This window comes from Micromonospora sp. NPDC000668, assembly GCF_042897975.1.
Lineage (GTDB): Bacteria > Actinomycetota > Actinomycetes > Mycobacteriales > Micromonosporaceae > Micromonospora.
On the sequence record NZ_JBIAYP010000003.1, the window covers coordinates 430,322 to 455,357 of the forward strand.

The following is a 25,036-nucleotide window of genomic DNA, read 5'->3' on the forward strand; positions in this document are numbered from 1 at the left end:
GCGCGCTCCTCGATTAGTGGCATGGGCTGAGTGATCGGCGTTGCAGCTCGTGGCGGAGATGGCCGAGCGATTCGGCGTATCTGAACGGCCCGAGCCGCCCTCATAGCCTGCGGTGACCTCGACCCGTTGATCAACGGCGACTCTTGTATCGGGCGATAACGCACCGGTTATCGCCAGGTGCCGGAACGGGCCGACGGATAGCACGGCCAGATGCGGCTGCCAGCAGCAGCCGGGCTTCCATGTGCCTGCGCCGGACTCGAACCGCAGGTCCGGCGCCGTTATGCCTGTCTGGCGTTGCCGAAGGCCCGGGGCCCGAGCACGGCCGCGGCGTCGACGAAGCCGCTCACCCGTGGAGGAGCCCCGTCCTTCCGCTAGATCAGCGCCCACTCGGTGACCGGTGCGTCGTGGATCGGAAGGAAAACCACGCCCGGGTGTGAGTAGTACCGCAGGACGTGCTCGTTAGCGGCGTCGTTCATAACCTGGATCGCTAAGATCCATAACTGTTCCGTTATATAGCAATCGAGGGGCGTCGTCCGTGGAGCTGCGCGACATCGAGATCTTCCTGACGCTCGCTGAAGAGTTACATTTCGGGCGGACTGCGGGGCGGCTGCATGTGTCGCAGGCACGGGTCAGCCAGGCGATCAAAGCTCAGGAGCGCCGCATCGGCGGAGCGTTGTTCGAGCGCACCAGCCGCGCGGTGGCGCTGACGCCCCTGGGCGAGCAGCTTCGTGACGACCTGCGCAGCGGGTATGACGCGATTCAACGGGGTCTGGTGAAGGCGGCCGAGTCGGTTCGCGGTGTGACGGGAACGGTGCGGCTCGGCGTCCTGGGTGCGGTCGGCCACGAGTTGCGCGATCTGATCGATGCCTTCCGGGCCCGTCATCCGGGATGCGTTGTCACCTTCCGTGAGATCCACCTCGGTGATCCGTTCGCCGAGCTGCGGACGGGGGAGCTGGATCTCGCAATGGTGTGGCGGCCGGTCCGCGAGCCGGACCTGACCGAGGGGCCGGTGCTGCTCACCGAAGGGCGCTTGCTGGCCGTCTGGACCGGGCATGAGCTCGCCGACCGTCAGTCCGTGTCGCTGGAGGACCTTGGTGGGCGGGTTTTCGTCAACCCCGGACCGCGCGTCCCTGGGTACTGGGTCGAATCCATGCTGCCCGCAGCGACGTCCAGCGGCCAGCCCATCAGGAGGGGCCCTGCCGTCACGACGTTCCACGAGGTGCTCCAGGCGGTGTCCACCGGCCAGGCGTTGTCGCCGTTGAGTGAGCACTACATGCGGTACTACTCGCACCCCGGCATCGCTCTGCTCCCCATAGTGGATGCTCCCGCCACCGAATGGGCTCTCGTATGGCGAACCGACAACCTGCACCCGCGAGCCCGGGCGTTCGTCGAGACCGCCGCAGCGCTGGGACCGCGTTCGTTCGGCGACAAGAAACAGGGCGGGCAGGGTGATCGTCACTCGTCACCGGCGACGTTGCCGTTCTCAGCATGAACCGTCCGCTGGATCCAGCGTCTTCGGTCTGGCTACCAGATGCCGGTCCGCCGTTCCAGAGAAGAACCACCGGTCGTGTGACAAGCCGATGATCACCGCCGCGACGGTGCTGATCAACGGCGGGCCAGGCGATCCCGTGGAGCCCGAAGAATCGGAACTGGCACTGACCCTCATGACGGACGTGCTCGATGAGGTCTTTCAAATGCCCGCCCGCGTACAGAAGGCTCGTGCGGCTAGGCAGGCGAAGCAGCGAAAGGGCGGGGAGCCACCAAGCACGCAGGCGTGATCGCCTGCAACGGTGTCGGAACTTCCCGCAACTCGGGCCCACTGCCATCCCGTGTGCCGTCGACCCGCCCGTCCGGGGAGCGGGCCGCCGCCCGGCCCGCCACGTCAAGCGGACCTTGACAGCTCGTACGGACGCTGGCGGGCTGGGCGGTGGTCTGCTCGGCTCGCCCGGGTCGACGGCAGGCGGGATGGCCTACCGCAACCACCCACGGACCTGGCGGCTGCCGACGGTCCTCCGCCATCCTGGAGCCGGAGCGCCCCCGCCGGAGGCGCAGTAGCCGCAACTCCGCGACCGCCGCCAGCTCGCCGACGCGGCCGGCGTGCGCTCCCCTACGCCGCGCGGGTGCTGGCCGCGCGGCCCGGCCGGCTGCCGGCTCACCACACCACCGGTCAACGCTTTGTCGTTCCTGCGGCGGCCCCTCCGGGCTTTCCGCTGTCCGCGCCAGCCGCCGGGCGTCCGGCGTGACGGCCGCAGAGCGACAGCGGCAGCGGCCGGCGCGCGCCCAGGCGGCGGCGCGTGCGGCCCGTCAAGGGCCGCCTTGAAGACGTACAGAAACTTTGAACAACTTCGCCGGCAGCCGGCCGGGTGGCTGGGTGGCTGGGGCTGACACGGCCACGGCCGCGGCCCCTGGAACGAGGGTAGTTGACGCTTGCATCATCCGTTCTGGTGCGCACTTGATGCAGATTCCGGCCATTATGCCCGAAATTACCCTTACGATGAGGTCTCTTCATGGAGGTGAAGGACCATGCCGACCTATATCGCGTTGCTGAACTGGACCGATCAGGGGATCCGTGGCTACAAGGACACCGCGAAGCGCGCCGAGGCCTTCGCCGCAGCGACCCAGAATGTCGGGGCGAATCTCCTGAACATCTACTGGACCGTCGGTCCGTACGACCTCGTGGCCGTCGTCGAGGCGCCCGACGACGAAACCGCCAGCGCGGCACTCCTGCAGCTCGGCGGGGCGGGCAACGTCCGTACCACGACCCTGCGGGCCTTCGGTCGCGAGGAGATGGATCGCATCATCGCCAAAACGGCTGGCTAATGCCTTCCACACTGCCAGGATGGCGCGCCCGGCGCGCCCGGCCCAGCCATCACTTCTAGGGCGGAGCTGGCATAACGAGTCAGCAGCCACGCGTCGTTGGTGCGATCGCGCGCTGACGATCGCTTGAGGCCGGCCTCTTGGGCGAGTGCAGTCCGTTCGATGTCTCCGTACCCTGACGGCATGGCCCAGCTCGTCGACACCGCCCAGCAGATGGCTCGCACCAAGCTTGAGGTCGCGTTGCCGCGTCGGTGGAGCCACGTCCAGGCGGTGGCTGCCAAGGCTCGGCGCATCGCCGCGGCCGTTCCTCAGGAGGACCGAGACATCCTAGTAGCTGCCGCTTGGCTGCACGATGTGAGCGGTTGGGGCACGAAAACGCGACCCTGGTCCTGTCGACGTATGGGCACCTGATGCCGGACTCGGAGGAGCGGACCCGTCGGGCCGTCGATGATGCGTGGGGTTGTGCCCCCGATGGGCCCCCAGGCGACGGCGCAACCGTCTGACCTGCTAGAACGGGCCGAATTCAGACGTTGAAGCGGAACTCCACCACGTCGCCGTCCTGCATGACGTACTCCTTGCCCTCGATGCGGACCTTGCCCGCCGCCTTGGCCGCCGCCATCGAACCAAACTCGACCAGGTCGTGGTACGAGACCACCTCGGCCTTGATGAAGCCGCGCTGGAAGTCGGAGTGGATGACGCCCGCGGCCTCCGGCGCGGTGGCGCCGACCGGGACGGTCCAGGCGCGCGCCTCCTTCGGCCCGGCGGTCAGGTACGTCTGGAGCCCGAGGGTGCGGAAGCCGACCCGGACGAGCTGGTTGAGGCCCGGCTCGTTCTGCCCGATCGACTCCAGCAGCTCGCGGGCCTCCTCCTCGGGCAGGTCCACCAGCTCGGATTCGATCTTGGCGTCCATGAAGACGGCCTCGGCCGGGGCGACCAGGGCGCGCAGCTCGTCGAGGAACGCCTCGTTGGCCAGCTCGGCCTCGTCGACGTTGAAGACGTACAGGAAGGGCTTGGTGGTGAGCAGGTGCAGCTCGCGCAGGTGCTCCAGCTCGATCTTGGCGGCGGCGGCCCCGGAGTACAGGGTGGTGCCGCCGTCGAGCACCTCGATGGCCTGCTTCGCGGCGGCGACGGCGGCGGCCCGGTCCTTGCGGAGCTTGGCCTCCTTCTCCAACCGGGGCAGCGCCTTGTCCAGGGTCTGCAGGTCGGCGAGGATCAGCTCGGTGTTGATCGTCTCGATGTCGTCGGCCGGGGAGATCTTGCCGTCGACGTGCACCACGTTCGGGTCGGAGAAGGCCCGCACCACCTGGCAGATCGCCGAGGCGTCCCGGATGTTGGCCAGGAAGGCGTTGCCCCGGCCCTGCCCCTTCGACGCGCCACGGACCAGGCCGGCGATGTCGACGAACGACACCGGGGCCGGCAGCACCTTCTGCGAGGAGAAGATCTCGGCCAGCTTGCCCAGCCGCTCGTCAGGCAGCCCGACCACGCCGACGTTGGGCTCGATGGTGGCGAACGGGTAGTTCGCCGCCAGCACGTCGTTCTTGGTCAACGCGTTGAAAAGCGTGCTCTTGCCGACGTTGGGCAGGCCGACGATGCCGATGGAGAGACTCACGACGGGCCAGCTTACGCCGGTGGCATCCAGACCGGTCCACGCGGCTCGGTTTCCGGCCGCGCCGCCCCCGTCGGAGGCGGCGCCGACCGGCCGTCAGCCGAGCAGGCGCGGGGCGATGATCGCCTCGCGGACGCTGCCGTCCGCGCCGCGGCTGACCTCGTACGCCGAAACGCCCTCGCGGTCGGCGACCGCCTCGACCAGCCGGGTCCCCCGGTAGACCAGCCCGACCCCGTCGTCGGTGCAGTGGCTGGTGGGCAGCGTCCCGTCACCGACCAGCTCGTGCATCAACGGTCGCCGCTGGCCTTCGCTGTCGTAGTGCACGCCGTTGCCGTACGGCAGCCAGCCCAGACCCTCGGTGAAGCCGCGCAGTCGGGGGCCGTAGCTGTCCGTGGCGCCGCCCACGTGCCAGCAGATCGAGCCGGCGGAGACGCCGCCCAGCACCACGCCGGCCTGCCAGCACTCGTGCAGGATCTCGCCGAGCCCGTGCACCCGCCAGACCGCGACCAGGTTGGCCACGCTGCCGCCGCCGACCCAGATCACGTCCTGGGCGAGCAGGTGGGCGCGGATGTCCTCGACGTTCGGCATCGGGAACAGGGCGAGGTGCGACAGCCGAAACCGGGTGTCGGCGAACGCGCCGTAGATAGAGGCCAGCGAGGTGGGCTGGTCCCCGACGGCCTGACCGAGGTAGCAGATGCGCGGCTGCGGGCCAGCCTCGGCCAGCTCGGCCGCCAGCTCGAAGACCGGGCCGGGGCGCAGATCCAAGGGACCCCGGTCGCCCCGGAAGAAACCCATGCTGGTGGCGAGGATGGTCGGTTCGCTGGCGGGCATGTGGGTCCTTCCGTCGGTGCACGGCCGCGTTCATCCTGCCGCAGCCGACCGCCGGCCGGTCACCCACCCGCGCTAGACCCGGCTCGGGGCCAGGCCAGCGCGACAATGACCGACTCAGCCAGCGCGCCGCTGGCGGGGAATCAGGGAAAGCGGCCCGGCGGACTGGCCCTCGGCCGGCTCGGCGGTGGGCTGGCCCTCGGCCGGCTCACTGGCTGGCCGGTCCCGGATCACCACCTCGCCCTCGGGCCAGTGACCCGGGGGCAGCTCGCCGAACGGCCGCTGCCCCGGGGGCAGTTGCGCGGCGGCGGCGCGGGGCAGGGTGAACCGCTCGGCGGCGGCCGGGCCGGCCGCGACCGACTCGCGCAGCATCCAGCGCACCTCGTCGGCCGTCCAGCCCAGCGCTGGCCGGGCGGCGATCTCCCGGACCAGCCGCCGGCCGGCCCGGGTGTCGTCGTCGTAGAAGCGCATGCACCAGTGGTGCGTCCACATGCCGAGCGCCCGCAGGCCCGCATCGTCCAGGGAGCGGGCCAGCCGGCCGCAGGCGGTGTCGGCGAAGGCCGGCTCTGCGTCGGCCGCCCGGTCCCGCTCGATCGCGCCGACCGCGGCCGGCGCCACGGCCCGCATCCGGCGGTAGAAGGACTGCACCACCGCACGGGGCAGCGGCGGGAACATGTCCCGTGTCGATGCCGCCGCCCGACCCGCCACGCTCGCCATCGCCGCACCCCTTCTTGAGTTGGTGGCCGGACGTTACCCGCCGCGACCGACACTTCCGGGCGGAAAATTCGCCCTCGAACGTGGATAGCGATGATGACCTGGGGCGTCTGTATCGGTGACAACAAAAAGGGGTGGTGGGTGGACGAGGACGAGCGAGCCCGGTTGGCCGAGTTCGTCGCCAGCCGGACTCCGGCGCTGATGCGGGTCGCGTACCTGCTGACCGGGAACCGCAGCGCCGCCGAGGACCTGTTCCAGTCGGCGTTGGCGCGGACCATCCCCAAGTGGGGAAGCATCCGGCACGCCGACCCGGAGGGGTATCTGCGTGTGGTGATGTACCGCGAGCAGGTCAGTTGGTGGCGGCGACTGCGCCGGTGGCAGGAGACGCCGCTCAACCCGGCGGACGAACCGGTCGGCGCCGACCCGAGCGGCGGGTCGGACGTGCGGTTGGCGATGCGCGCCGCGCTGCGCCACCTGCCACCGGCGCAGCGCGCGGTGGTGGTCCTTCGCTACTACGAGGACCTGCCCGAGGCCCGGGTGGCCGAGCTGCTGGGCTGCTCGGTGGGCACGGTCCGCAGCCGTACCCACCGGGCGGTCAGCCGGCTGCGCGAACTCCTGCCGGAGGTCGAATTGCTGGAGGTACGGCGATGACCGACCGCTTCGAGATCCTCATCCGCTCCACCCTCACCGACCTGGCCGAGGAGGCACCGATCGTGCATGACCAGTTGAGCCGAGCGGAACGGCGGGTGCGCAACCGGCGCCGGGCCACGGTGACGATGGGCGCGGTGGGCACGCTCGCGGCCATCCTGATCGCCACCCCGATCGCCCTCGCGGCGACCGGCTCCGACCAACCCCGTCCGGCCGCGCCCAGCCCCTCGGGCCCGCCCGGCGCACCCAGCCCGTCCGGGCCGATCGTCGTACCCAGCCCGTCCGCGCCGCCCGGCGCACCCAGCCCGACCGGGCCGATCGTCGTACCCAGCCCGTCCGGCCCGCCCGGCGTGCCGGGTAAGCCGAGCCCGGCACGGCCGTCGGCCACGCCGACCCCGCTCGGCCCGCCCGGCGTGCCGGGTAAGCCAGGCCCGGCACGGCCGTCGGCCACGCCGACCCCGCTCGGCCCGCCCGGGGTGCCCAGCCCGGCCAGTTGATCAGATCCGGTCGGACCGGGCGGTTCTCCCGCCCGGTCCGACCGGCCGGCCCGTCCTTGGTAAGCCCGTCACTCCAGCTCCTTGAGCTGCCGGACGAGGAGCCGGTCGGAGATCCCGGTCACCATCGCCCGGCACTCCCCGCACCGGCATGCGCTGCTCATCCCGTCGAACAGGGTGCCGTTTGCCAAGGTCGGTACGGCCAACCACTCTTGGGGCATGACCGATCACGGACACCCGACGGCGCGTGAGCTGCGAAGGCAGCGATGAGTCACGCCCTGGCCCGGGTGCCCGGTCCGCTCACCGGACAGCTCGTCACCCCCGGCGATCGCCGGTACGCGCAGCTGCGCTCGACGTACACCACGCCGGCCTCGCCGGCCGGTGTCCTGCTGCCGAAGAACGTCGCGCAGGTGGTCGCCGCGATCCGCTACGCGCGGGAGCAGCGGCTGCCGATCGCCGTCCGCAGCGGCGGGCACGGTCTCGCCGGCACCTCCTCCAACAACGGTGGCCTGGTCATCGACCTGTCCATGCTCAACCGGGTGCAGGTGCTCGACGAGCGGTCCGGGCTGGTCCGGGTCGAGGCCGGCGCCCGCTGGGCGAATGTCGCGACGGCGCTGGCCCGGTACGGCCTGGTGATCAGCTCAGGTGACCACGGCAACGTCGGCGTGGGCGGCCTGGCCACCGGGGGTGGCGTCGGCTGGCTGGTCCGCTCGTACGGCCTCACCATCGACCGCGTCCGCGCGGTGGAGGTGGTGCTCGCGGACGGGACGCTGGTGCGCGCGGACGCGGAGCACGAGCCGGAGCTGTTCTGGCTTGTCCGGGGTGCCGGCGCGGGAGCGGGGATCGTGGTGGCGTTCGAGATCGAGGCCACCGAGCAGCGCAACGTCGGGGTGGCGCAACTGGTCGTCGAGGCGCACCCCGACGGCCGCACCGTTCGGGAGTGGGCGGGCTACCTGGCGCAGGCCCCACGGGAGTTGTCGGCAGCCGCCGTGCTGTTCGCGGAGGGACGGTCGGCCCTCATGTCGATCACCGCCGTGGTCGCCGCCGAGAGCCTGCGCCGGGCCCGACCCGTGGTGGAGCCGCTGCTGGCCATCGGGAAGCTGCTCGAACACCGGACCGACCTCCTGCCCTACCCGTCCCTGGTGCCGACCGCACACCTGAATCCGAACGTCGGGCAGCAGCGGGGCACGACCACCAACGGCCTGTTCACCGAGCTGGACGACGCCGGTTCTCGGGCCCTGATGCGGGCGGTGACCGGTCCCGGTCGGGCGGTCATCCAGCTCCGCTCGGTGGGCGGGGCGGTCAACGACGTCGCCCCCGACGCGACCGCCTACCCGCACCGGCACCAGAACACCCTGGTCATCGCCTCGGTCTTCCCGCCGCAGGGCGGCGCGGCGTTGGACGCCGCCTGGCGGGGCGTCGCCGGTCGGGCCGACGGCGCGTACGTCAACTTCGAGAGCCGGCCGGACCCGGCCGCGTTCGCCCGGATCTACCCGGGTGAGACCGGGGCCCGGGTGCGGCGGCTCTGGCGACGGTACGACCCGGACGGCGTGTTCCGGTCGGCCCTGCTGACCGCCCGACCGGCCCGTTCCGGCCAGCCCGCGCGGTCCAGCCAGCCGGCACGGTCCGGTCAGCCCGCACGCTCCGGCCAACCCCACCGGCGCCGCCGCTGACGGGCACCCGGCGGCGGTTGCCGCGGACGGCCGTCAAGCCGCCGACTGCCGGGCCGCACGCCCAGGTCCGATTCCCGCCAGCCGCGAGCCCGGCGAGCGGGGCATCATCGGTGGCGTGGAGATGGATTTCGAGCGGTGCTACCGAGCTGTGGACAGCCGTGACCAGCGGTTCGACGGCTGGTTCTACACGGGCGTGACGTCCACCGGGATCTACTGCCGGCCGTCCTGCCCGGCGACCACGCCCAAGCGACAGAACGTCCGGTTCTTCCCGTCCGCAGCCGCGGCACAGGGCGCCGGGCTGCGCGCCTGCCGCCGCTGCCGGCCGGACGCCGCACCCGGCTCGCCGCAGTGGGACGTCCGCGCCGACGTGGTCGGGCGGGCGATGCGGCTGATCTCCGACGGGGTGGTCGACCGCGACGGCGTCCCGGGGCTGGCCGCCCGACTCGGCTACACCGAGCGGCACCTGCACCGGATGCTGCGCGCCGAGATGGGTGCCGGGCCGCTCGCGCTGGCCCGGGCCCAGCGGGCGCAGACCGCCCGGATCCTGATCGAGACGACCGGCCTGGGGATGGCCGAGATCGCGTTCGCCGCCGGCTTCGGCAGTGTGCGGCAGTTCAACGACACGGTCCGCGAGGTGTACGGGATCGCCCCGTCCGAGCTGCGCACGGCCCGTGGCCGGCACCAGGCACCTCCCGGGGCGGGGACCATCACGCTCCGGCTGGCGTACCGCCCCCCGCTGCACGCCCAGGCGCTGCTGGACTTCCTGGCGGTGCGGGCGCTGCCCGGCGTGGACGAGGTCCGCGACGGGACGTACCACCGGGGGTTGCGGTTGCCGCACGGCACCGGCCAGGTGGCGCTGACCCCGGCGGACGGGCACGTCGCGGCGACGCTGCGGCTGGCCGACCTGCGCGACCTGGCGCCGGCGGTGGCCCGCTGCCGCCGCCTGCTCGACCTGGACGCGGACCCGGCCGCCATCGACGCCACGCTCGCCGCCGACCCGGCGCTCGCCGCGGCGGTCGCCGCCGAACCGGGCATCCGGGTTCCCCGGGCGGTGGACGGCTTCGAGCTGGCGGTCCGCGCCATCATCGGCCAGCAGGTCTCAGTCACCTCAGCCCGCACCACTCTCATCCGCCTACTGGCCGCCCCCGGCTCCACCGAGGACCACGTCGATCATGAGGTTGACGGGCCGAACGGAGATCCAGTCGCCGGGCAACCTCATGATCAACACGCCGGGAACCAGCCTGGGCTGCTCCGGGGGTTTCCCAGCGCGGAGGACGTGCTCGGGAAGCCGGACACCGCGTTCGGGATGCCGGTCGGACGGCGGGAGACGATCCGCGGGCTGGCGCGGGCGGTCATCGACGGGCACCTGGACCTGGCACCGGGCGGCGACCGGGAGGAGACGGTCCGGCGGCTGCTGGCGCTGCCCGGCATCGGCCCGTGGACCGCCGGCTACCTGGCCATGCGCGCCTTCGGCGACCCGGACGTCCTGCTACCCACCGACCTGGCGGTCCGACGCGGCGCGGCCGCGCTCGGCCTGCCCGACGACCCGAAGACCCTCAGCACGTACGCCGACCGCTGGCGCCCCTGGCGGTCCTACGCCACGATCAGACTCTGGAGAGCGGCATGAGCATCGACAGCACCGTCCTGAGCACCCCGACCGGCCCGCTGAGCATCCTCGCCGGCACCGACGGCGAGGTCCTGGCGGCCGGCTTCACCCCGGACCCGGCGGCGCTGCTGCCCCTGGTCCACCCGACCCTACGGGCGCCGCTTCGGCAGCGGGCTGACCTCGGCCCCGTCAGCGCGGCCGTCCGGTCCTACCTGGACGGTGACCTCACCGCCATCGACACGGTGCCGGTGCGGCAGCGCACCGGCGGCGAGTTCATGGCGCACGCCTGGGAGGTGCTGCGCGAGGTCCCACCGGGGACCCCGGTCACCTACACCAGGTACGCGGCGCTGGCTGGCCGACCGCCAGCGGTACGGGCCGCCGCGGCCGCCTGCGCCCGTAACGCGGCGGCGCTGTTCGTGCCCTGCCACCGGGTGCTGCGTACCGACGGCACGCTCGGCGGCTACCGCTGGGGGCTGGACGTGAAGAAGTGGCTTCTCGGTCATGAGCGGCGGTTGACAACAAGCTGACACAAGCATCGACGTCTATTGACGCTACCGTCGGGTAGTGCCTGCGGACAGCGTCGGCAGCCCGGCCGCCCGGGTCGCCGCGGGCCCTCACCCCGTGCACAACCTCTGGCGGTTGCGCCGCTACCTGCGCCCGTACGCCACCGAGTTCGCCTGGCTGATGATCGCGGGGCTCGCCGGCACGGCGGCCGGGATCGCCGTACCGCTGGTGGTGCAGCGGGTGGTGGATGGGCCGGTGGCCCAGCGCGAGCCCGCCGGCCTGCTCCAGCTCGGTGGCCTCGCGCTGCTGCTCGGCGTGGTCGAGGCGGTGCTGATCTTCATCCGTCGGTGGGTGCAGTCCTCCTCTGCGGTCGGCATGGAGGCGGCGCTGCGCGCCGACGTCTACGCCCACCTCCAGCGGCTGCCGACCAGCTTCCACGACCGCTGGCAGTCCGGTCAGCTGCTCTCCCGGATCACCAGCGACCTGTCGGTGATCCGCCGGTTCCTCTCCTTCGGCGTGTTCTTCCTGGTGCTCAACCTGACCACCTACCTCGTGGTGGTGCTGCTGCTGATCCGCCTGCACGTGGCGCTCGGGCTGCTGGTGGCGGCCAGCACCGTGCCGCTACTGCTGATCACCCGGCGCTTCGCGCGGCACTACCACAGCGCGTCCCGACGGATGCAGGACCAGCAGGGCGACGTGGCCACCCTGGTCGAGGAGACCGCGCAGGGCCTGCGCACCATGAAGGCGTACGGCCGGGGGCCCGAGCTGGTCGCCCGCTTCGCCGGTGGGGCCCGGAGGCTGCACGACACCGGCGTACGCAAGGGCCGGTTGCTGGCCAACACCGCGGCGCTGCTCGACCTGGTGCCCAACCTGACCCTGGGCGTGGTGCTGGTCGCCGGGGCGGCCGCCGCCGCGAGGGGTGCGCTCACCATCGGTGAGGTGGTCGCGTTCGTCAGCCTCCAGTTGATGCTCATCTGGCCGGTGCAGACCCTCGGCTGGATCATCGCCAACGCTCAGGAGGCGGCCACCGCCGCCGACCGGATCCTGGAGGTGCTGGACACCCCACCGCAGATCGTCGACGCGCCGGGCGCGGTCGCGCTGCCCCGCGACGCGGTCCACGGCCGGCTCCGCTTCGAGCGGGTCGCGTTCCAGTACCCGGGCACCAGCGAGCGGGTGCTACGCGAGATAGACCTGACCATCGAGCCGGGCGAGACCGTGGCGCTGGTCGGGGCCACCGGCTGTGGCAAGAGCACACTGCTCTCCCTGGTGCCCCGACTGCACGAGGTGACTGACGGTCGGATCACCCTGGACGGGCACGACCTGCGGGAGCTGCGGCTGGACTCGCTGCGCCGACTGGTCGGGGTGGCGTTCGAGGAACCCACGCTCTTCTCCATGTCGGTCCGGGAGAACCTGACCCTGGGGCACCCGGACGCCGGTGACGACGAGGTCCGCGCGGCCCTCGCGCTCGCCCAGGCCGATTTCGCGTACGACCTGCCGTGGGGTCTGGCCACCCGGGTCGGCGAGCAGGGGTTGTCACTCTCCGGCGGGCAGCGGCAACGGCTGGCGCTGGCCCGGGCGGTGCTCGGCCGGCCGGCGTTGCTGGTGCTGGACGACCCGCTGTCCGCCCTCGACGTACACACGGAGGCGCTGATCGAGGCAGCGCTGCGGCGGGTGCTCCGGGACAGCACCGCGCTGCTGGTGGTGCACCGACCGTCGACCATCGCGCTGGCCGACCGGGTCGCCCTGCTCGACGGCGGGCGGATCGCCGCGATCGGCCGGCACTCCGAGCTGTTGGCCACCGTGCCGGCCTACCGGGCGCTGCTCGCCGCCGAGCCGCCAGCCGGGCGGCCACCATCTGCCGGGCCGGACACGTCCGCGTCGTCCACCTCGGACGGATGGGGGCTGGTCCGCTCATGACCGTGCGGGAGGCGGCCGACCCACCGCCCGGGGAAGAACCGGAGTTCGCCCGCTGGCGCGGGACGGCCACCGACCCGGAGGCCGACCGGAGCCGGGCCGAGGAGACCAGCCCCGAGGCGGTGGCCCGGCTGCGCCGGCTCAGCCGGGCGCTGCTGGCCGACCTGCTCCGGCCGCACCGGAGTCGGCTCGCCGGCGCGGTCGGCCTGCTGCTGGCCCAGAACGCCGCGGCGATGGCCGGCCCGTACCTGGTCATGATCGGCATCGACCGGACCATCGCGCCGTTGCGGGCCGGTGACGCCGGCCCGGTGGCCGCCGTCGCCGGGGCGTTCGCCGTCGCTGCGGCGACCGAGTACGCGGCCCGCCGAGGTTTCCTCGCGCTTTCCGCCCGGATCGGCCAGGCCGTCCTGCTGGACCTGCGGCAGCGGGTGTTCGGGCACTTCCTGCGACTGTCGGTGGGCTTCCACGAGCGGTACACCTCCGGCCGGATGGTCTCCCGGCTCACCAGTGACCTGGACTCGATCGCCGAGCTGGTCGACGGCGGGATCGACAGTCTGGTGCTGGCCGCGCTGTCGATCCTGTCGGTGGCCGCCATCCTGCTCTGGCTGGACCTGCCGCTGGCCTCCGTGACGCTGTTCGCGTTCCCGTTCCTGTTCTGGCTCTCCCGCTGGTTCGCCCGGGCGTCGGCCAGCGCGTACCGACGGACCCGGGAAGCGGTCGCGCTGGTCATCGTGCACTTCGTGGAGTCCATGCGGGGCATCCGGGCGGTGCAGGCGTTCCGTCGGGAGCCGCGCAACCAGCGGATCTTCGTGGCGCTCGGCGACGACTACCGGCAGGCCAGCCTGCACGCGTTCCGCCTGATCGCCACGTACTCCCCGGCGATCAAGCTGATCGGCAACGTCACGGTGGCGGTGGTGCTCTGCTACGGCGGCTGGCGGGTGCTCGGCGGGCATACCGAGGTCGGGGTGCTCGCCGCGTTCCTGCTCTACCTGCGCCGCTTCTTCGAGCCGATGCAGGAGCTGAGCCAGTTCTACAACTCGCTCCAGTCGGCCACCGCAGCGCTGGAGAAGCTGGCCGGCGTGCTGGACGAGCGACCGGCGGTCGCCGAGCCGGCCCGGCCGGTGCCGCTGCCGACCGGCGCCGGCCGAGGGGAGTTGGCCTTCCGGGCGGTCTCCTTCGGCTATCGCGCCGACACCCCGATCCTCGCCGGGCTGGAGCTGACCGTGCCCGCCGGGCAGACCGTCGCGTTGATCGGGCCGACCGGCGCGGGAAAGTCGACCATCGCCAAGCTGGTCGCCCGGTTTCACGACCCGGACAGCGGTGCGGTCCGGATGGACGGCATCGACCTGCGTGCGGTGAGCGACGCCGACCTGCGCCGCGCGGTGGTGCTGGTGACCCAGGAGAACCACCTGTTCAGCGGCACCGTGGCGGAGAACATCCGGTTCGGCCGGCCCGGCGCCGACGACGCCGCGGTGCAGGCCGCCGCCCGGGCGATCGGCGCGCACGAGTTCATCACCGCGCTACCAGAGGGGTACGCCACGCAGGTGCACCGGCGCGGCGGCCGGCTCTCCGCCGGGCAGCGGCAGCTCGTCGCGTTCGCCCGGGCGTTCCTGGCCGACCCGACCGTGCTGATCCTGGACGAGGCGACCTCCTCGCTGGACGTGCCGACCGAACGGCTGGTGCAGCGGGCGCTCGGCACCATCCTGCGGGACCGGACCGCCCTGGTGATCGCGCACCGGCTCTCCACCGTGGAGACCGCCGACCGGGTGCTCGTCCTCGACGGCGGGCGGATCGTCGAGGACGGCCCGCCCGCCGTGCTGGCCGAGGCCGACGGCCGGTACGCAGCCCTGCACCGTCAGTGGCGCGACTCAATGATCTAGGCGCGCACCGACCTGCGGTCGACGGCGCGCATCGACCCGCCGTCGACGGTGCGCACCGACCCGGCCGGCCTGTCGGCGCAGGCAGCCGTCGTGTCCCGGCCGCAACTACGTGGCCCGGCACCCGTGCGGTGCCTACGATCGCAGGATGACCGATACGGCGAGGACGGCGCACGCCGGTCTGCCCGAGCGTCCGAGTTTGGACGGGCTCGAGGAGACCTGGGCGCGCCAGTGGCAGGAGGAGGGCACGTACGCGTTCGACCGCTCCAGGTCGACTGTTCCGGGTCGCGACGCGGCGTCAGACGCGCCGAGCCGGAGTGGTCGCAGGGTGGACGTGTACTCGATCGACACCCCGCCGCCGACCGTATCGGGCGAGCTGCACATGGGACACGTCTTCTCGTACACGCACACCGACACCACGGCGCGGTACCAGCGGATGCGCGGCAAGGCCGTCTTCTACCCGATGGGCTGGGACGACAACGGCCTGCCCACCGAGCGCCGGGTGCAGAACGTGTACGGGGTGCGCTGCGACCCGGCGCTGCCCTACGACCCGGTGTGGCGGCCACCGGCGACGCCGGTCGACGAGGCGGCGCGCCGTGACCCCACCCCGATCTCGCGACGCAACTTCATCGAGCTGTGCGAGCGGTTGACGGTCGCCGACGAGCAGGTCTTCGAGGCGCTCTGGCGACGGCTCGGGCTCTCGGTGGACTGGTCCCTGACGTACACCACGATCGGCCGGGTCGCCCGGGCGACCAGCCAGCGGGCGTTCGTGCGCAACCTGCTCCGCGGCGAGGCGTACCAGTCGGAGGCGCCGACCCTGTGGGACGTCGGCTTCGCCACCGCGGTCGCCCAGGCCGAGCTGGAGGACCGGGAGCGCCCCGGCGCCTACCACCGGCTGCGGTTCACCGGGCCGACCGGGCGCGAGGTGCTCATCGACACCACCCGGCCCGAGCTGCTGCCGGCCTGTGTGGCACTGGTCTGCCACCCCGACGACGAGCGGTACGCCGACCTGGTGGGCGGCACGGTGCGCAGCCCGCTGTTCGACGTCGAGGTGCCGGTGCACGCCCACCCGCTCGCCGACCCCGCCAAGGGCACCGGCATCGCGATGGTCTGCACGTTCGGCGACCTGACCGACGTGACCTGGTGGCGTGAGTTGCGGCTGGCCACCCGGGTCGTGATCGGCCGGGACGGCCGGCTGCTTCCCGAGCCGCCGGCCGGGGTGCCGGCGCAGCCGTACGCGGCACTGGCCGGGCAGACCGTCAACAGCGCCCGCCGGACGATCGTCGGGATGCTGGCCGACGCGGGTGACCTGATCGGCGAGCCGCGCCCGATCACCCACCCAGTCAAGTTCTACGAACGCGGCGACCGGCCGCTGGAGATCGTCTCGACCCGGCAGTGGTACCTGCGCAACGGCGGCCGGGATGCCGAGCTGCGGGCGACGTTGCTGGCCCGGGGCGAGCAGCTGCACTGGGTGCCGGCGCACATGAAGCACCGCTACGACAACTGGGTGGCCGGCCTGACCGGTGACTGGCTGGTCAGTCGGCAGCGCTTCTTCGGGGTGCCGGTGCCGGTGTGGTACCGGCTCGACAACGCTGGCGAGCCGGACTGGTCCCACCCTCTCACGCCGGACGAGTCCGCGCTGCCGGTCGATCCATCCAGCGATCCGGCGCCGGGCTACGACGAGTCGCAACGCGGGCAGCCGGGCGGCTTCGTCGGCGACCCGGACGTGCTGGACACCTGGGCCACCTCATCGCTGACCCCGCAGATCGTCGGCGGTTGGGAGACCGACCCGGACCTGTTCGCCCAGATCTTCCCGATGGACCTCCGCCCACAGGGGCAGGAGATCATCCGGACCTGGCTCTTCGACAGCGTGGTCCGTTCGCACTTCGAGCACGGCGTGCTGCCCTGGCGGGACACCGTGCTCTCCGGCTGGATCCTCGACCCGGACCGCAAGAAGATGGCCAAGTCCAAGGGGAACGTGGTCACCCCACTGGCGCTGCTGGAGCAGCACGGCTCGGACGCGGTGCGCTATTGGGCGGCCAGTGGCAAGCCCGGCATGGACCTGGCCTTCGACCCGGCGCAGATCAAGGTCGGTCGGCGGCTGGCCACCAAGCTGCTCAACGCGTCGAAGTTCGCGCTCGGGCTGGGCGCGGCGGACGCGCTACGCACCCCGGCGACCGCCCCGCTGGACCGGGCCATGCTCGCCGAACTGGCCACCGTCGTCACCGCGGCGGGCGCCGCCTTCGACTCGTACGACCACACGGCGGCGTTGCAGGTCACCGAGGCGTTCTTCTGGCGGTTCTGCGACGACTACATCGAGCTGGTCAAGGAGCGCGCGTACGGCACCGGGGCGGCGGCCGACTCGGCGCGGGCGGCGCTGGCCTCGGCGCTGTCGGTGCAGTTGCGGCTGTTCGCCCCGGTGCTGCCGTACGTCACCGAGGAGGTCTGGTCCTGGTGGCGGTACGGCTCGGTGCACCGGGCGCCGTGGCCCACCACGCACGAGGTGGCCCGGACGACGGAGGGGACGGGCGACCCGGCGCTGCTACGGCTGGCCGGCGACGCGCTCAGCCAGGTGCGGCGGGCCAAGTCGGAGCGGAAGCTGTCGATGAAGGCAGAGGTGCCGCTGGCGGAGGCGCTCGGGCCGGCGGCGCTGCTGGAACAGCTCACCCTGGTCGCCGACGACCTGCGCGCGGCCGGCCGGATCGGCAAGCTGGACCTGCTCCCCGACCGCACCCCGGAACTCGTCATCGCCTGCGCCTTCTGACCGGCGCGGAAGCGGTCACCAGCCGCGCAGGAAACGCAGGCCGACCAGGATCGCGACCACCGCCGGCCCGACCAGCAGGGTGATCGCCTGGAGCCGGTACTGCATCCGGTGCCGGGTCAACTCGACCGCGTTGCCCAGCACGATCGCCCCGGCCAGCATCATGAACCCGCCCCACCAGCCGGTCTTCAGGTCGATCAGATCCACCCGGATCAGTTGCAGGGTCAGCCCGACCAGCGCGCCGGTGAGCGCGAGCAGGGCCACGGCCCGGTGCAGGCCGCGGGCCAGCGGGTGGGCTGCCCGCCACAGGTAGGTGCCGGCGACAGCCAGGCAGGGCAGCACCACCAGCGCCGGCCAGCCCCGGCCCATCACGCCGAACATCAGCAGCGCGCCCACCGCGAACACCAGCGTGCCGACGCAGGCGATGACGTACCCGGCGAAGGCCCGGCCGCCGCCCCGGGCCAGCAGCGGCCCGCCGCTGGCCGCGATCAGCGCGCCCGGGATCAGGATGAACCCGGCCCACCAGTGGAACCGTCCGCTGCCCTGGGCGGCCGTCGCGACCGTGGCGCAGACCAGCCCGGCGACCGCCAGGCTGGTCAGCCACGGCCGGCTGCTTCGGGAGTACGGCTCAGCCAACGACGTCCGCTCCGCTTCGACGTTCACGCCCACCAGCCTGGCCCGAGGCACCCCTGCCGGTACATCCGGCCAGCCCTACCGACCGGGGGTGGCTGGCCGGAACAGCGACTCGCACCGGCCTCAGCTCGTCTCGCCGGCCACGCTGAACGAGCGCAGGCGGTCGATGGCCAGCACGGTGAAGCCGACGCTGACCAACGCGGTCATCACCGCCGCCACCGGCACCGACACGCTGGTCTCCAGCAGCCCGGTGGGGGCGATCCGGTCGGCGAGGGCGATCACGTACTGCTGGATGGAGAGCACCTTGGTGCCGCTGACGAAGTTGCCCAGCAGCCCCTCCCAGATGAGCACGTAGACCAAGCCGAGCAGCACCGGCCGCCGGGTCACCAGGCTGAGCGCGAGGAACAGCGCCGTGTACGCCAGCGCGCCGAGCGTCGCCGCGGCGGCCAGCGCCAGACCGAGGCGTACCGAAGCGGCAAGCACGCCCGCGATGTAGAGCGGCACCGCGACGGTGGCCGCGGTGACCCCGGCGGCCACCGCGAGCTTGGGCAGCACGATCTGCCAGCGCGGCAACGGCTTGGTCAGGATGTGCACCACCGTGCCGTCGTCGATCTCGGCGCCCAGCACGCCGGTGCCGATGATCAGCGCCACCACCGGCAGCACGACGGCCAGCCCGAGGCCGACCAGCACCGGTGGCCCCCACTCGCCCGGGTCCACCCCCAGCGAGCGGCAGAGCACGGCCAGCCCGAGCAGCACCAACGGCAGCGGGAGCAGCAGCAGGAACCGGCGCCGACCGAACAGGCCGCGCGCGGTGATCCAGGTAACGGTCGACATGTTCTCAGGCCTCCACCAGGTAGGAGAAGACGCTCTCCAGGGACTCGTCGGACGGCACCAGCTGGCGCACCCGGATGCCCCGGTTCAGCGCGATCCGGGGCAGCGCCCGGGTGAAGGCGCCGTAGTCGCCGGCGCGCACGGTCAGGCCGGTGCGGTCCAGCTCGACCCCGCTCACCGACGGTTCGGCGATCAGCGCCACGGCCAGCGCCCGGTCGTCGGTGGAGCGCACCGCGAAGACGTGCGGCCGGTTGGTCATCAGCCGGCGGATGGTCCGGAAGTCGCCGGAGGCCGCCAGGCGGCCGGCCACCATCACCTGGACCGTCCCGGAGACCTGCTCGACCTCCTCCAGGATGTGCGAGCTGAACAGGATGGTCCGGCCGGCGTCGCCCAGGGTGTGCAGCAGCTGCATCATGTGCAGCCGCTGGCGCGGGTCCATCCCGTTGAACGGCTCGTCGAGCAGCAGCACCTGCGGGTCGTGCACCAGCGCGGCGGCCACCCGGGCCCGTTGCCGCATGCCCTTGGAGTAGGTGCCGATCCGCCGGTCCTGCGCCGACTCCAGCTCCACCAGGTCGATGGCCCGTCGGGCCGCCGCCGCCGGTTCGGCCAGCCGGTGCAGCTTCGCGCTGGCCAGCACGAACTCGTACGCGCTGAGGTAGCCCTGCACCGCCTCCCGCTCGCTGACCAGCCCCAGCCGCCGGTAGACGTCGGGGTTGCGCCAGGTCGGCTCGTCGTCGAGCGTCACCTTGCCCCGCGACGGGGAGAGGAACCCGGCCATCATGTGCAACAGCGTGGTCTTGCCAGCGCCGTTCGGGCCGAGCAGCCCGGTCACTCCCGGCCCGAGGGTCATGCTGATGTCGTTGACGGCGACCACATTGCCGTACCACCGGGACACCCCGGCCAGGCTCAGCGTGCTCATCAGGAGGCGACCTTCCGGTAGCGGGCCAGCAGGAGGGCGGTCGCGCCAGCGACCAGCAGCACCGCGGCCAAGGCGTAGACCGGGCCGAACCTGCCGATCGACGGGCCGCCCTGATCGCCCTCCACCAGCAGGTCGCCCAGTGACCAGATGCCGACGCCCTGCACCAGGGTGGAGGGCGAGGCCAGCCCGGCCAGCTCGTTGGCCGTCCGCGACGGCAGGATGCTCAGCGTGCCCACGATCGGGGTGGTCATCAGGAAGACCGCGACCACGCCGCCGGCGGCGAAGGCGCGCTTGCCGGTCAGCGACGCGACCAGCAGCCCGACCGACGCGAAGACCACCGCCCACAGCCCGGCGTAGAGCAGCCCGGGCAGCAGGTCGAGCAGCTCGTTCCAGACCCCTCGCATGCCCTCCTTGGTGGTGAACGCGGCACCCAGGAACATCACCAGCTGCGGCCCACCGAGCAGCAGCCAGAGCGCGGTGACCAGCGCCAGCAGCTTGGCCAGCGCGTAGTCGCCGCGCGGCAGCGGCCGGGAGAAGTAGAGCGGGAGCACGCCGCTGCGCAGGTCCCGGGAGACCAGCTCCGGTGCGGCCACCGCCACGAAGAACAGGACCAGCCAGCTCATCGAGTCGGCGAACTGGGCGTACGTGGCGACCGGCTCGCCGATCTGGCTGCGTACCGCGGCCAGCGCCACCGCGACCAGGGTGACGATGCCGACCACCAGCCAGGGGAAGATCTTGGCCTTGGCGCTACGCCCGAACCCGAACGCGGTGCGCAGCCCGTGCAGGTAGAGCGCGCCGAAGACGTGCCGGCGGCCCAGCCGTGAGCCGCGGTAGCGCTGGTAGCCAATGTCATGGATGACGCCGCCCGGCGCGGAGCGCACGGCGGCGGAAGACGGCTCAGGCATGGGTGAGCTCCCTCGTGGCGAAGAGTTCGGCCACCCGGTGCCGGCGCTGGTCCAGTCGATGCAGCGGCAGGTCCAGCTCGGCGACCGCGCCGAGGATCAGGTCGTAGGTGCTGTCGTCGGCCAGCGGTACGAGCAGCAGCCGGCCGTCGCGCGCCACCGGCAGTTTGAGCTCGGCAAGCCGGGCGGCCAACTCCTCGGTGCCCTCGCTGACCTCCACGGCGAGCACGTCGGTGGCCGAGGTCATCGCGGAGATGTGGTCGGCGCGCAGCAGCCGACCGCCGTCGATTGCGATCAGCGTGTCGCAGATCCGCTCCACCTCGCCCAGCAGGTGCGAGCAGACCAGCACGGAGATGCCGAACTCGGTGCCGATCCGGTGCACCAGCGCCAGCATGGCGTCCCGGCCGGCCGGGTCCAGGCCGTTGGTCGGCTCGTCGAGCAGCAGCAGGTCGGGGTCGTGCACCAGCGCCTGGGCCAGCTTGACCCGCTGCTTCATGCCGGTGGAGTAGCCGCCGACCGGGCGGTAACGCTCCTCGTAGAGCCCAACGTGCCGCAACGCCTCCGAAGCCCGCTCCCGGGCCGCGGTGCGCGGAAGGCCGCTCATCCGGCCGAGGTGGGTGACCAGCTCAGCGGCGGACAGGTCCGGCGGGAGGCAGTCGTGCTCGGGCATGTAGCCGACCCGGGCCCGGACCTCCGCCGGGTCGGTGGTCGGGTCGATGCCGAGCACCGACACCTGACCGGTGGTGGGAGCAATCAGGCCGAGCAGGATCTTGATCAGGGTGGATTTGCCGGCGCCGTTCGCGCCCACCAGGCCGATGATCCCGGGCTCGACGGCGACGGTGAGGTCAGCGAGCGCGGTGACCCGACCTCCGTACGTCTTGGTGAGCGACTGGGTCGCGATCAGTGTCACGCTGCCCAGCGTAGGGAGTCGGTGCCCACAGCGGGCACCGGCTCGCCCCGGGCGCTCCCCTGATCCTGGCAACAGTTGACCCCTAAGGTCCGCTGGCCGGCGACGTTTGCGCCGGTCCCGCGCTCCACCGGACCCCGCCGCTGGAATCGCGCATTGAAGATGACACCATTCACCCTCCGTTCACCTGGCGGTGTTCCGGGGGTATTCGGCCGCCGACACGGGAGGGATCGTGATGGTCGGAGTGGACGTCCCCAAGGTGAGTGTCGTGGTGCCGGCGTACAACTGCCGTCGTCACATCGAGAAGCTGATCGCCTCGCTGCTGCGCCAGTCGATGCCCGCCGACGAGTTCGAGGTGATCGTCGTCGACGACGGCTCGACCGACGGCACGGGCGAGCGGTTGGACGAGCTGGCCGCCGCGCACCCGCACATCCAGGTGCTGCACATCGAGAACTCGGGCTGGCCGTCGCGGCCGCGCAACCTGGGCATCGAGCGGGCCCGCGGCGAGTACGTCTTCTTCGCCGACGACGATGACTGGTTCGCCGACCAGGCGCTGGAGCGGCTCTACGAGTGCGCGAAGAAGTACGACGCGGACATCGTGGTCGGGAAGATGGCCGGGCACGGGCGGCCGGTGCCGCGGGAGCTGTTCCGGAAGAACAACTTCGACGCCACCCTGGAGAACTCGCCGCTGATCGACAGCCTGACCTGCCACAAGCTGTTCCGCCGGTCGTTCCTCAACGAGCACGGGGTGCGGTTCCCGGAGGGCGGCAAGCGTCGGCTGGAGGACCACCTGGTGGTGGTGCGGGCCTACTTCCTGTCCGGGCGCACCTGCGTGCTGTCCGACTACACGTGCTACCACCACGCCCAGCGGGGCGACGCGCGCAACGTCACCGCGGCCTTGCTGGACCCGTCGAGCTACTTCGCCAACCTGCGCGACGCGCTGGACATCGTGGATGCCAACACCGAGCCGGGCCCGCTGCGGGACCGGCTGCACCGGCGGTGGCTGCGCAACGAGATGCTCAACCGGTTGCGCGGCAAACGACTGCTGAGCGCCCCCGAGAGCTGGCTGGAGCAGGTCGCCCTGGAGACCCAGAAGGTCATCCAGGACCGGTTCGCTCCCGGCGTGGCCGCGGGCCTGCCGCCGCTGCAACGGGCCGTGGCGTTCCTGGCGGAGCGGGGCCGATTCGCCGACCTGCGCCGGCTGGCCTCCTGGGAGGCGGGCATCGCGGCGCACGGCACGATTGACGAACACAAGCGGGCCGACCGCGCCGTCACGGTGACCGTCGCCGCCGAACTGCGCTCCGCGGACCGGCCGATCGGCTTCCGCGCCGACGACGGGCGGGACGTGCTGGTGCTGCCGGTGGACGAGGTCGCCCCCGAGGTGCTCGACTCCACCACCCAGGTCCGCAAGGCCCGGCTGGACGTGGTCGCCCGCCGCAGGGAGACCGGCGACGAGATCTTCCTGCCGGTGCAGTTCCGAACCGAACGGGTCGCCAGCCCGACCGACGCGGACACCACCCACCTGGTGCACCGGGCCACCACCACGATCGACTTCGGCGCCCTCAACGGCGGCCGGACCCGGGGTAGCTGGCTCCTCAAGGCACGGATCACCAACGCCGGCTGGACCGAGGACGCGCACCTGCCGCTGGTGTTCATCTGCCGGGCCGACGGCTCGCGACCTCGGATCCGCGACCAGCGAAAGCCCTGGAACCGGCTGCGGTCGGCGGTGGGCCGCCGGATCCGCCGCTGATCCGCCCGCCCTGGTCGTGGAGTGGCGCCCTCGACCGATCGGCGGTCGGCTGCGAAACTGTGTGCCGGTCAGCGAGTGGGGGGTGTGGATGAGCAACGGCTGGGTGCTGCCCGACGAGGTGCTCCGGGACGCGCCGGCGTACACGCCGCGTCCCGGTGAGCTCGCGGATCTGGAACTGCTGCTGACCGGCGCGTACGCCCCCTTGACCGGCTTCATGACCCGCGCCGACCTGGTTTCGGTCAGCCGGCGCAGTCGGCTGGCCGACGGCACGCCGTGGCAGGTCGCGGTGACCCTCCAGGTGCCGGCCGCACTGGCCGAGAGCTTCGATCCGCGCGACCCGGCCCGCCGGGCGTTGCTGCTGACCGACGGCGAGGGTGCGCCGGCGGCCGCTCTGGACGTGGCGGACGTCTGGCCGGTACGCGAGGGCGTGGCCGGGGTGGGCGGCCGGGTCCGGCGGCTGGGTGACGGTGGCCACGGCCCGTTCCAGCGGCTACGCCGCAGCCCGGAGGAGGTCCGGGCGCTGCTGCCCCCGGGCCGGGTGCTCGGGGTGATCGCCGACCGGCCACTGCACCGGCCCCAGCTCGCCCAGATCGCCCACGCCGCCCGCACCCTGGCCGCGCACCTGCTGGTGATGATCCCGGTCGGCGAGGGTGGCGCCGGTGGGTTCCCGCCGGAGGCGCTGGTGCGCAGCATCTTCGCCGCCCGGGACCGGATGCCGCCGGCCACCCTGGTGGCGGTGCCGCTGTCGCACCGGCGGGACGAGATCAGTGACGCGCTGCTGCGCGCCCGGGTCTCCGCCGCGTACGGGGTCACCCACCTGCTCTCCACTGGGGAGATGCTCTCCGGAGCCGGGCTGCGGGTGCTGGTGCCGCGCGAGCTGGCGTACGACAACCGGGACGGGCAGTGGCGCTGGCGGGAGGACATCCCACAGCGCAACCGCCGTCTCGCGCTGACCCAGGACGAGATCGACGACCTGCTGGACCGGGGCTTCCCGCTGCCGGAGTGGCACACGCCGCCGGCCGTGGCGAAGGAGCTGGCGCGGGCCCGGCCGCCGCGCCGGCACCGAGGTCTGGTGGTCTTCCTGACCGGTCTCTCCGGCTCCGGCAAGTCGACAATCGCCCGAGGGCTGGCGGACGCGTTGCGGGAGAGCGGCGACCGCACGGTGACCCTGCTCGACGGGGACGTGGTGCGCCGGGAGCTCTCCGCCGGGCTGGGCTTCAGCAAGGCCGACCGGGATCTCAACGTGCGGCGGATCGGCTGGGTGTCGGCGGAGATCGCCCGGCATCGCGGGGTGGGCATCTGCTGCCCGATCGCGCCGTACGCGGCGGCCCGCGCCACGGCTCGGGAGATGGCCCTGGCCGCCGGGGCGGGCTTCGTGCTGGTGCACGTCGCCACCCCGCTGGAGGTGTGCGAGCAGCGGGACCGCAAGGGCCTGTACGCGCGTGCCCGCGCCGGGCTGCTCACCGGCATGACCGGGATCGACGACCCGTACGAGGTGCCGACCGACGCCGACCTGGTGCTGGACACCACCGACCTGAGCGTGCCGGAAGCGGTGCAGGCCGTGCTGCACCACCTGACCGAGACCGGCTGGGTGGAGCTGAAGATCCCGTCCGTCTGAGGCGTCGCCGTACCCCCGTTCCTTCCACCGCTGC

General features: G+C 72.5%; 21 protein-coding genes and 1 pseudogene. 14 read left to right on the forward strand and 8 right to left on the reverse strand.

Annotation, left to right across the window (positions count from 1 at the left end; genetic code table 11):
- Positions 1–535 precede the first annotated feature (535 nt).
- The 4 genes from ACFY29_RS18215 (at position 536) to ACFY29_RS18230 (ending at position 3,228) form a co-directional block, all read left to right on the forward strand.
- On the forward strand, positions 536–1,492 hold the full coding sequence (locus tag ACFY29_RS18215; RefSeq protein WP_386987543.1) for a LysR family transcriptional regulator: 957 nt from the start codon (positions 536–538) through the stop codon (positions 1,490–1,492).
- An 88-nt stretch (positions 1,493–1,580) separates the two neighbouring features.
- The gene (locus ACFY29_RS18220) at positions 1,581–1,778 is read left to right on the forward strand and encodes a hypothetical protein (RefSeq protein ID WP_386987546.1); all 198 of its coding nucleotides are present in this window, start codon (positions 1,581–1,583) and stop codon (positions 1,776–1,778) included.
- 745 nt (positions 1,779–2,523) lie between these two features.
- Complete coding sequence (locus ACFY29_RS18225) at positions 2,524–2,820, forward strand: GYD domain-containing protein (RefSeq protein WP_204941453.1); 297 nt, start codon at positions 2,524–2,526, stop codon at positions 2,818–2,820.
- 210 nt (positions 2,821–3,030) lie between these two features.
- The gene (locus tag ACFY29_RS18230; RefSeq protein WP_386988493.1) at positions 3,031–3,228 is read left to right on the forward strand and encodes an HD domain-containing protein; all 198 of its coding nucleotides are present in this window, start codon (positions 3,031–3,033) and stop codon (positions 3,226–3,228) included.
- A gap of 112 nt (positions 3,229–3,340) precedes the next feature.
- On the opposite strand, the gene ychF is transcribed toward ACFY29_RS18230, so the two are convergent.
- The 3 genes and pseudogenes from ychF to ACFY29_RS18245 all read right to left on the reverse strand — a co-directional run.
- Positions 3,341–4,426, reverse strand: coding sequence for a redox-regulated ATPase YchF (ychF, locus tag ACFY29_RS18235; protein ID WP_328420207.1), 1,086 nt, complete (start codon positions 4,424–4,426; stop codon positions 3,341–3,343).
- 93 nt (positions 4,427–4,519) lie between these two features.
- Positions 4,520–5,254: a peptidase E gene (locus ACFY29_RS18240; protein WP_328420209.1), complete on the reverse strand. Its 735-nt coding sequence runs from the start codon at positions 5,252–5,254 to the stop codon at positions 4,520–4,522.
- 282 nt (positions 5,255–5,536) lie between these two features.
- A pseudogene (locus ACFY29_RS18245) lies at positions 5,537–5,968 on the reverse strand (hypothetical protein); the annotation flags it as partial.
- A 138-nt stretch (positions 5,969–6,106) separates the two neighbouring features.
- Between ACFY29_RS18245 and ACFY29_RS18250 the strand changes: the two are divergent.
- The 8 genes from ACFY29_RS18250 (at position 6,107) to valS (ending at position 17,445) form a co-directional block, all read left to right on the forward strand.
- Positions 6,107–6,616 carry a SigE family RNA polymerase sigma factor gene (locus ACFY29_RS18250; RefSeq protein ID WP_386987550.1) on the forward strand — a complete coding sequence of 170 codons (510 nt, stop codon included), beginning with the start codon at positions 6,107–6,109 and terminating at the stop codon, positions 6,614–6,616.
- Positions 6,613–7,110, forward strand: a complete 498-nt coding sequence (locus ACFY29_RS18255; RefSeq protein WP_386987553.1) for a hypothetical protein — start codon at positions 6,613–6,615, stop codon at positions 7,108–7,110. Before ACFY29_RS18250 ends, ACFY29_RS18255 begins: the two co-directional genes overlap by 4 nt.
- 263 nt (positions 7,111–7,373) lie before the next feature.
- Positions 7,374–8,780, forward strand: a complete 1,407-nt coding sequence (locus ACFY29_RS18260) for an FAD-binding oxidoreductase (protein WP_386987555.1) — start codon at positions 7,374–7,376, stop codon at positions 8,778–8,780.
- A gap of 115 nt (positions 8,781–8,895) precedes the next feature.
- Positions 8,896–10,407 carry a DNA-3-methyladenine glycosylase 2 family protein gene (locus ACFY29_RS18265; RefSeq protein WP_386987558.1) on the forward strand — a complete coding sequence of 504 codons (1,512 nt, stop codon included), beginning with the start codon at positions 8,896–8,898 and terminating at the stop codon, positions 10,405–10,407.
- Positions 10,404–10,913 (forward strand): methylated-DNA--[protein]-cysteine S-methyltransferase, encoded by a 510-nt coding sequence (locus tag ACFY29_RS18270; RefSeq protein ID WP_386987561.1) that lies wholly within the window; start codon positions 10,404–10,406, stop codon positions 10,911–10,913. The genes ACFY29_RS18265 and ACFY29_RS18270 overlap by 4 nt, the downstream gene beginning before the upstream one ends.
- Positions 10,914–10,950: 37 nt before the next feature.
- Positions 10,951–12,807, forward strand: a complete 1,857-nt coding sequence (locus ACFY29_RS18275) for an ABC transporter ATP-binding protein (protein WP_386987564.1) — start codon at positions 10,951–10,953, stop codon at positions 12,805–12,807.
- The gene (locus tag ACFY29_RS18280) at positions 12,804–14,684 is read left to right on the forward strand and encodes an ABC transporter ATP-binding protein (RefSeq protein WP_386987567.1); all 1,881 of its coding nucleotides are present in this window, start codon (positions 12,804–12,806) and stop codon (positions 14,682–14,684) included. Before ACFY29_RS18275 ends, ACFY29_RS18280 begins: the two co-directional genes overlap by 4 nt.
- A gap of 145 nt (positions 14,685–14,829) precedes the next feature.
- Complete coding sequence (gene valS, locus ACFY29_RS18285; RefSeq protein ID WP_386987570.1) at positions 14,830–17,445, forward strand: valine--tRNA ligase; 2,616 nt, start codon at positions 14,830–14,832, stop codon at positions 17,443–17,445.
- Between the two features lie 15 nt (positions 17,446–17,460).
- Here the strand turns inward: valS and ACFY29_RS18290 are convergent, their stop codons facing one another.
- The 5 genes from ACFY29_RS18290 to ACFY29_RS18310 all read right to left on the reverse strand — a co-directional run bounded on the left by ACFY29_RS18290 (position 17,461) and on the right by ACFY29_RS18310 (position 21,637).
- Complete coding sequence (locus tag ACFY29_RS18290) at positions 17,461–18,105, reverse strand: hypothetical protein (protein ID WP_328420226.1); 645 nt, start codon at positions 18,103–18,105, stop codon at positions 17,461–17,463.
- Positions 18,106–18,198: 93 nt separating this feature from the next.
- On the reverse strand, positions 18,199–18,909 hold the full coding sequence (locus ACFY29_RS18295; protein WP_328420228.1) for an ABC transporter permease subunit: 711 nt from the start codon (positions 18,907–18,909) through the stop codon (positions 18,199–18,201).
- A 4-nt stretch (positions 18,910–18,913) separates the two neighbouring features.
- Complete coding sequence (locus ACFY29_RS18300) at positions 18,914–19,825, reverse strand: ABC transporter ATP-binding protein (RefSeq protein ID WP_386987574.1); 912 nt, start codon at positions 19,823–19,825, stop codon at positions 18,914–18,916.
- A complete protein-coding gene (locus ACFY29_RS18305; RefSeq protein WP_328420232.1) occupies positions 19,825–20,730 on the reverse strand; it encodes an ABC transporter permease subunit in 906 nt (301 codons plus the stop codon). Before ACFY29_RS18305 ends, ACFY29_RS18300 begins: the two co-directional genes overlap by 1 nt.
- On the reverse strand, positions 20,723–21,637 hold the full coding sequence (locus ACFY29_RS18310) for an ABC transporter ATP-binding protein (protein ID WP_328420234.1): 915 nt from the start codon (positions 21,635–21,637) through the stop codon (positions 20,723–20,725). The genes ACFY29_RS18305 and ACFY29_RS18310 overlap by 8 nt, the downstream gene beginning before the upstream one ends.
- Positions 21,638–21,869: 232 nt before the next feature.
- Here ACFY29_RS18310 and ACFY29_RS18315 point away from each other — a divergent pair, with 232 nt between their 5' ends.
- Both ACFY29_RS18315 and cysC read left to right on the forward strand, forming a co-directional pair.
- Positions 21,870–23,384 carry a glycosyltransferase gene (locus ACFY29_RS18315; protein WP_328426095.1) on the forward strand — a complete coding sequence of 505 codons (1,515 nt, stop codon included), beginning with the start codon at positions 21,870–21,872 and terminating at the stop codon, positions 23,382–23,384.
- Positions 23,385–23,472: 88 nt separating this feature from the next.
- Entirely contained in the window at positions 23,473–25,002 is a 1,530-nt protein-coding gene (cysC, locus tag ACFY29_RS18320; protein WP_355608038.1) for an adenylyl-sulfate kinase, read from the forward strand.
- Positions 25,003–25,036 lie beyond the last annotated feature (34 nt).

What these genes read in the sequence shown, in the direction of transcription:
- ACFY29_RS18255 (WP_386987553.1), top strand. Translation starts at nt 6,613, where the DNA reads ATGACCGACCGCTTCGAGATCCTCATCCGCTCCACCCTCACCGACCTG.
- ACFY29_RS18260 (WP_386987555.1), top strand. Translation starts at nt 7,374, where the DNA reads ATGAGTCACGCCCTGGCCCGGGTGCCCGGTCCGCTCACCGGACAGCTC.
- ACFY29_RS18270 (WP_386987561.1), top strand. Translation starts at nt 10,404, where the DNA reads ATGAGCATCGACAGCACCGTCCTGAGCACCCCGACCGGCCCGCTGAGC.
- ACFY29_RS18280 (WP_386987567.1), top strand. Translation starts at nt 12,804, where the DNA reads ATGACCGTGCGGGAGGCGGCCGACCCACCGCCCGGGGAAGAACCGGAG.
- ACFY29_RS18225 (WP_204941453.1), top strand. Translation starts at nt 2,524, where the DNA reads ATGCCGACCTATATCGCGTTGCTGAACTGGACCGATCAGGGGATCCGT.
- ACFY29_RS18305 (WP_328420232.1), bottom strand. Translation starts at nt 20,730, where the DNA reads ATGCCTGAGCCGTCTTCCGCCGCCGTGCGCTCCGCGCCGGGCGGCGTC.
- cysC (WP_355608038.1), top strand. Translation starts at nt 23,473, where the DNA reads ATGAGCAACGGCTGGGTGCTGCCCGACGAGGTGCTCCGGGACGCGCCG.
- ACFY29_RS18295 (WP_328420228.1), bottom strand. Translation starts at nt 18,909, where the DNA reads ATGTCGACCGTTACCTGGATCACCGCGCGCGGCCTGTTCGGTCGGCGC.
- ACFY29_RS18240 (WP_328420209.1), bottom strand. Translation starts at nt 5,254, where the DNA reads ATGCCCGCCAGCGAACCGACCATCCTCGCCACCAGCATGGGTTTCTTC.
- valS (WP_386987570.1), top strand. Translation starts at nt 14,830, where the DNA reads ATGACCGATACGGCGAGGACGGCGCACGCCGGTCTGCCCGAGCGTCCG.
- ACFY29_RS18315 (WP_328426095.1), top strand. Translation starts at nt 21,870, where the DNA reads ATGGTCGGAGTGGACGTCCCCAAGGTGAGTGTCGTGGTGCCGGCGTAC.
- ACFY29_RS18300 (WP_386987574.1), bottom strand. Translation starts at nt 19,825, where the DNA reads ATGAGCACGCTGAGCCTGGCCGGGGTGTCCCGGTGGTACGGCAATGTG.
- ACFY29_RS18220 (WP_386987546.1), top strand. Translation starts at nt 1,581, where the DNA reads ATGATCACCGCCGCGACGGTGCTGATCAACGGCGGGCCAGGCGATCCC.
- ACFY29_RS18230 (WP_386988493.1), top strand. Translation starts at nt 3,031, where the DNA reads ATGGCTCGCACCAAGCTTGAGGTCGCGTTGCCGCGTCGGTGGAGCCAC.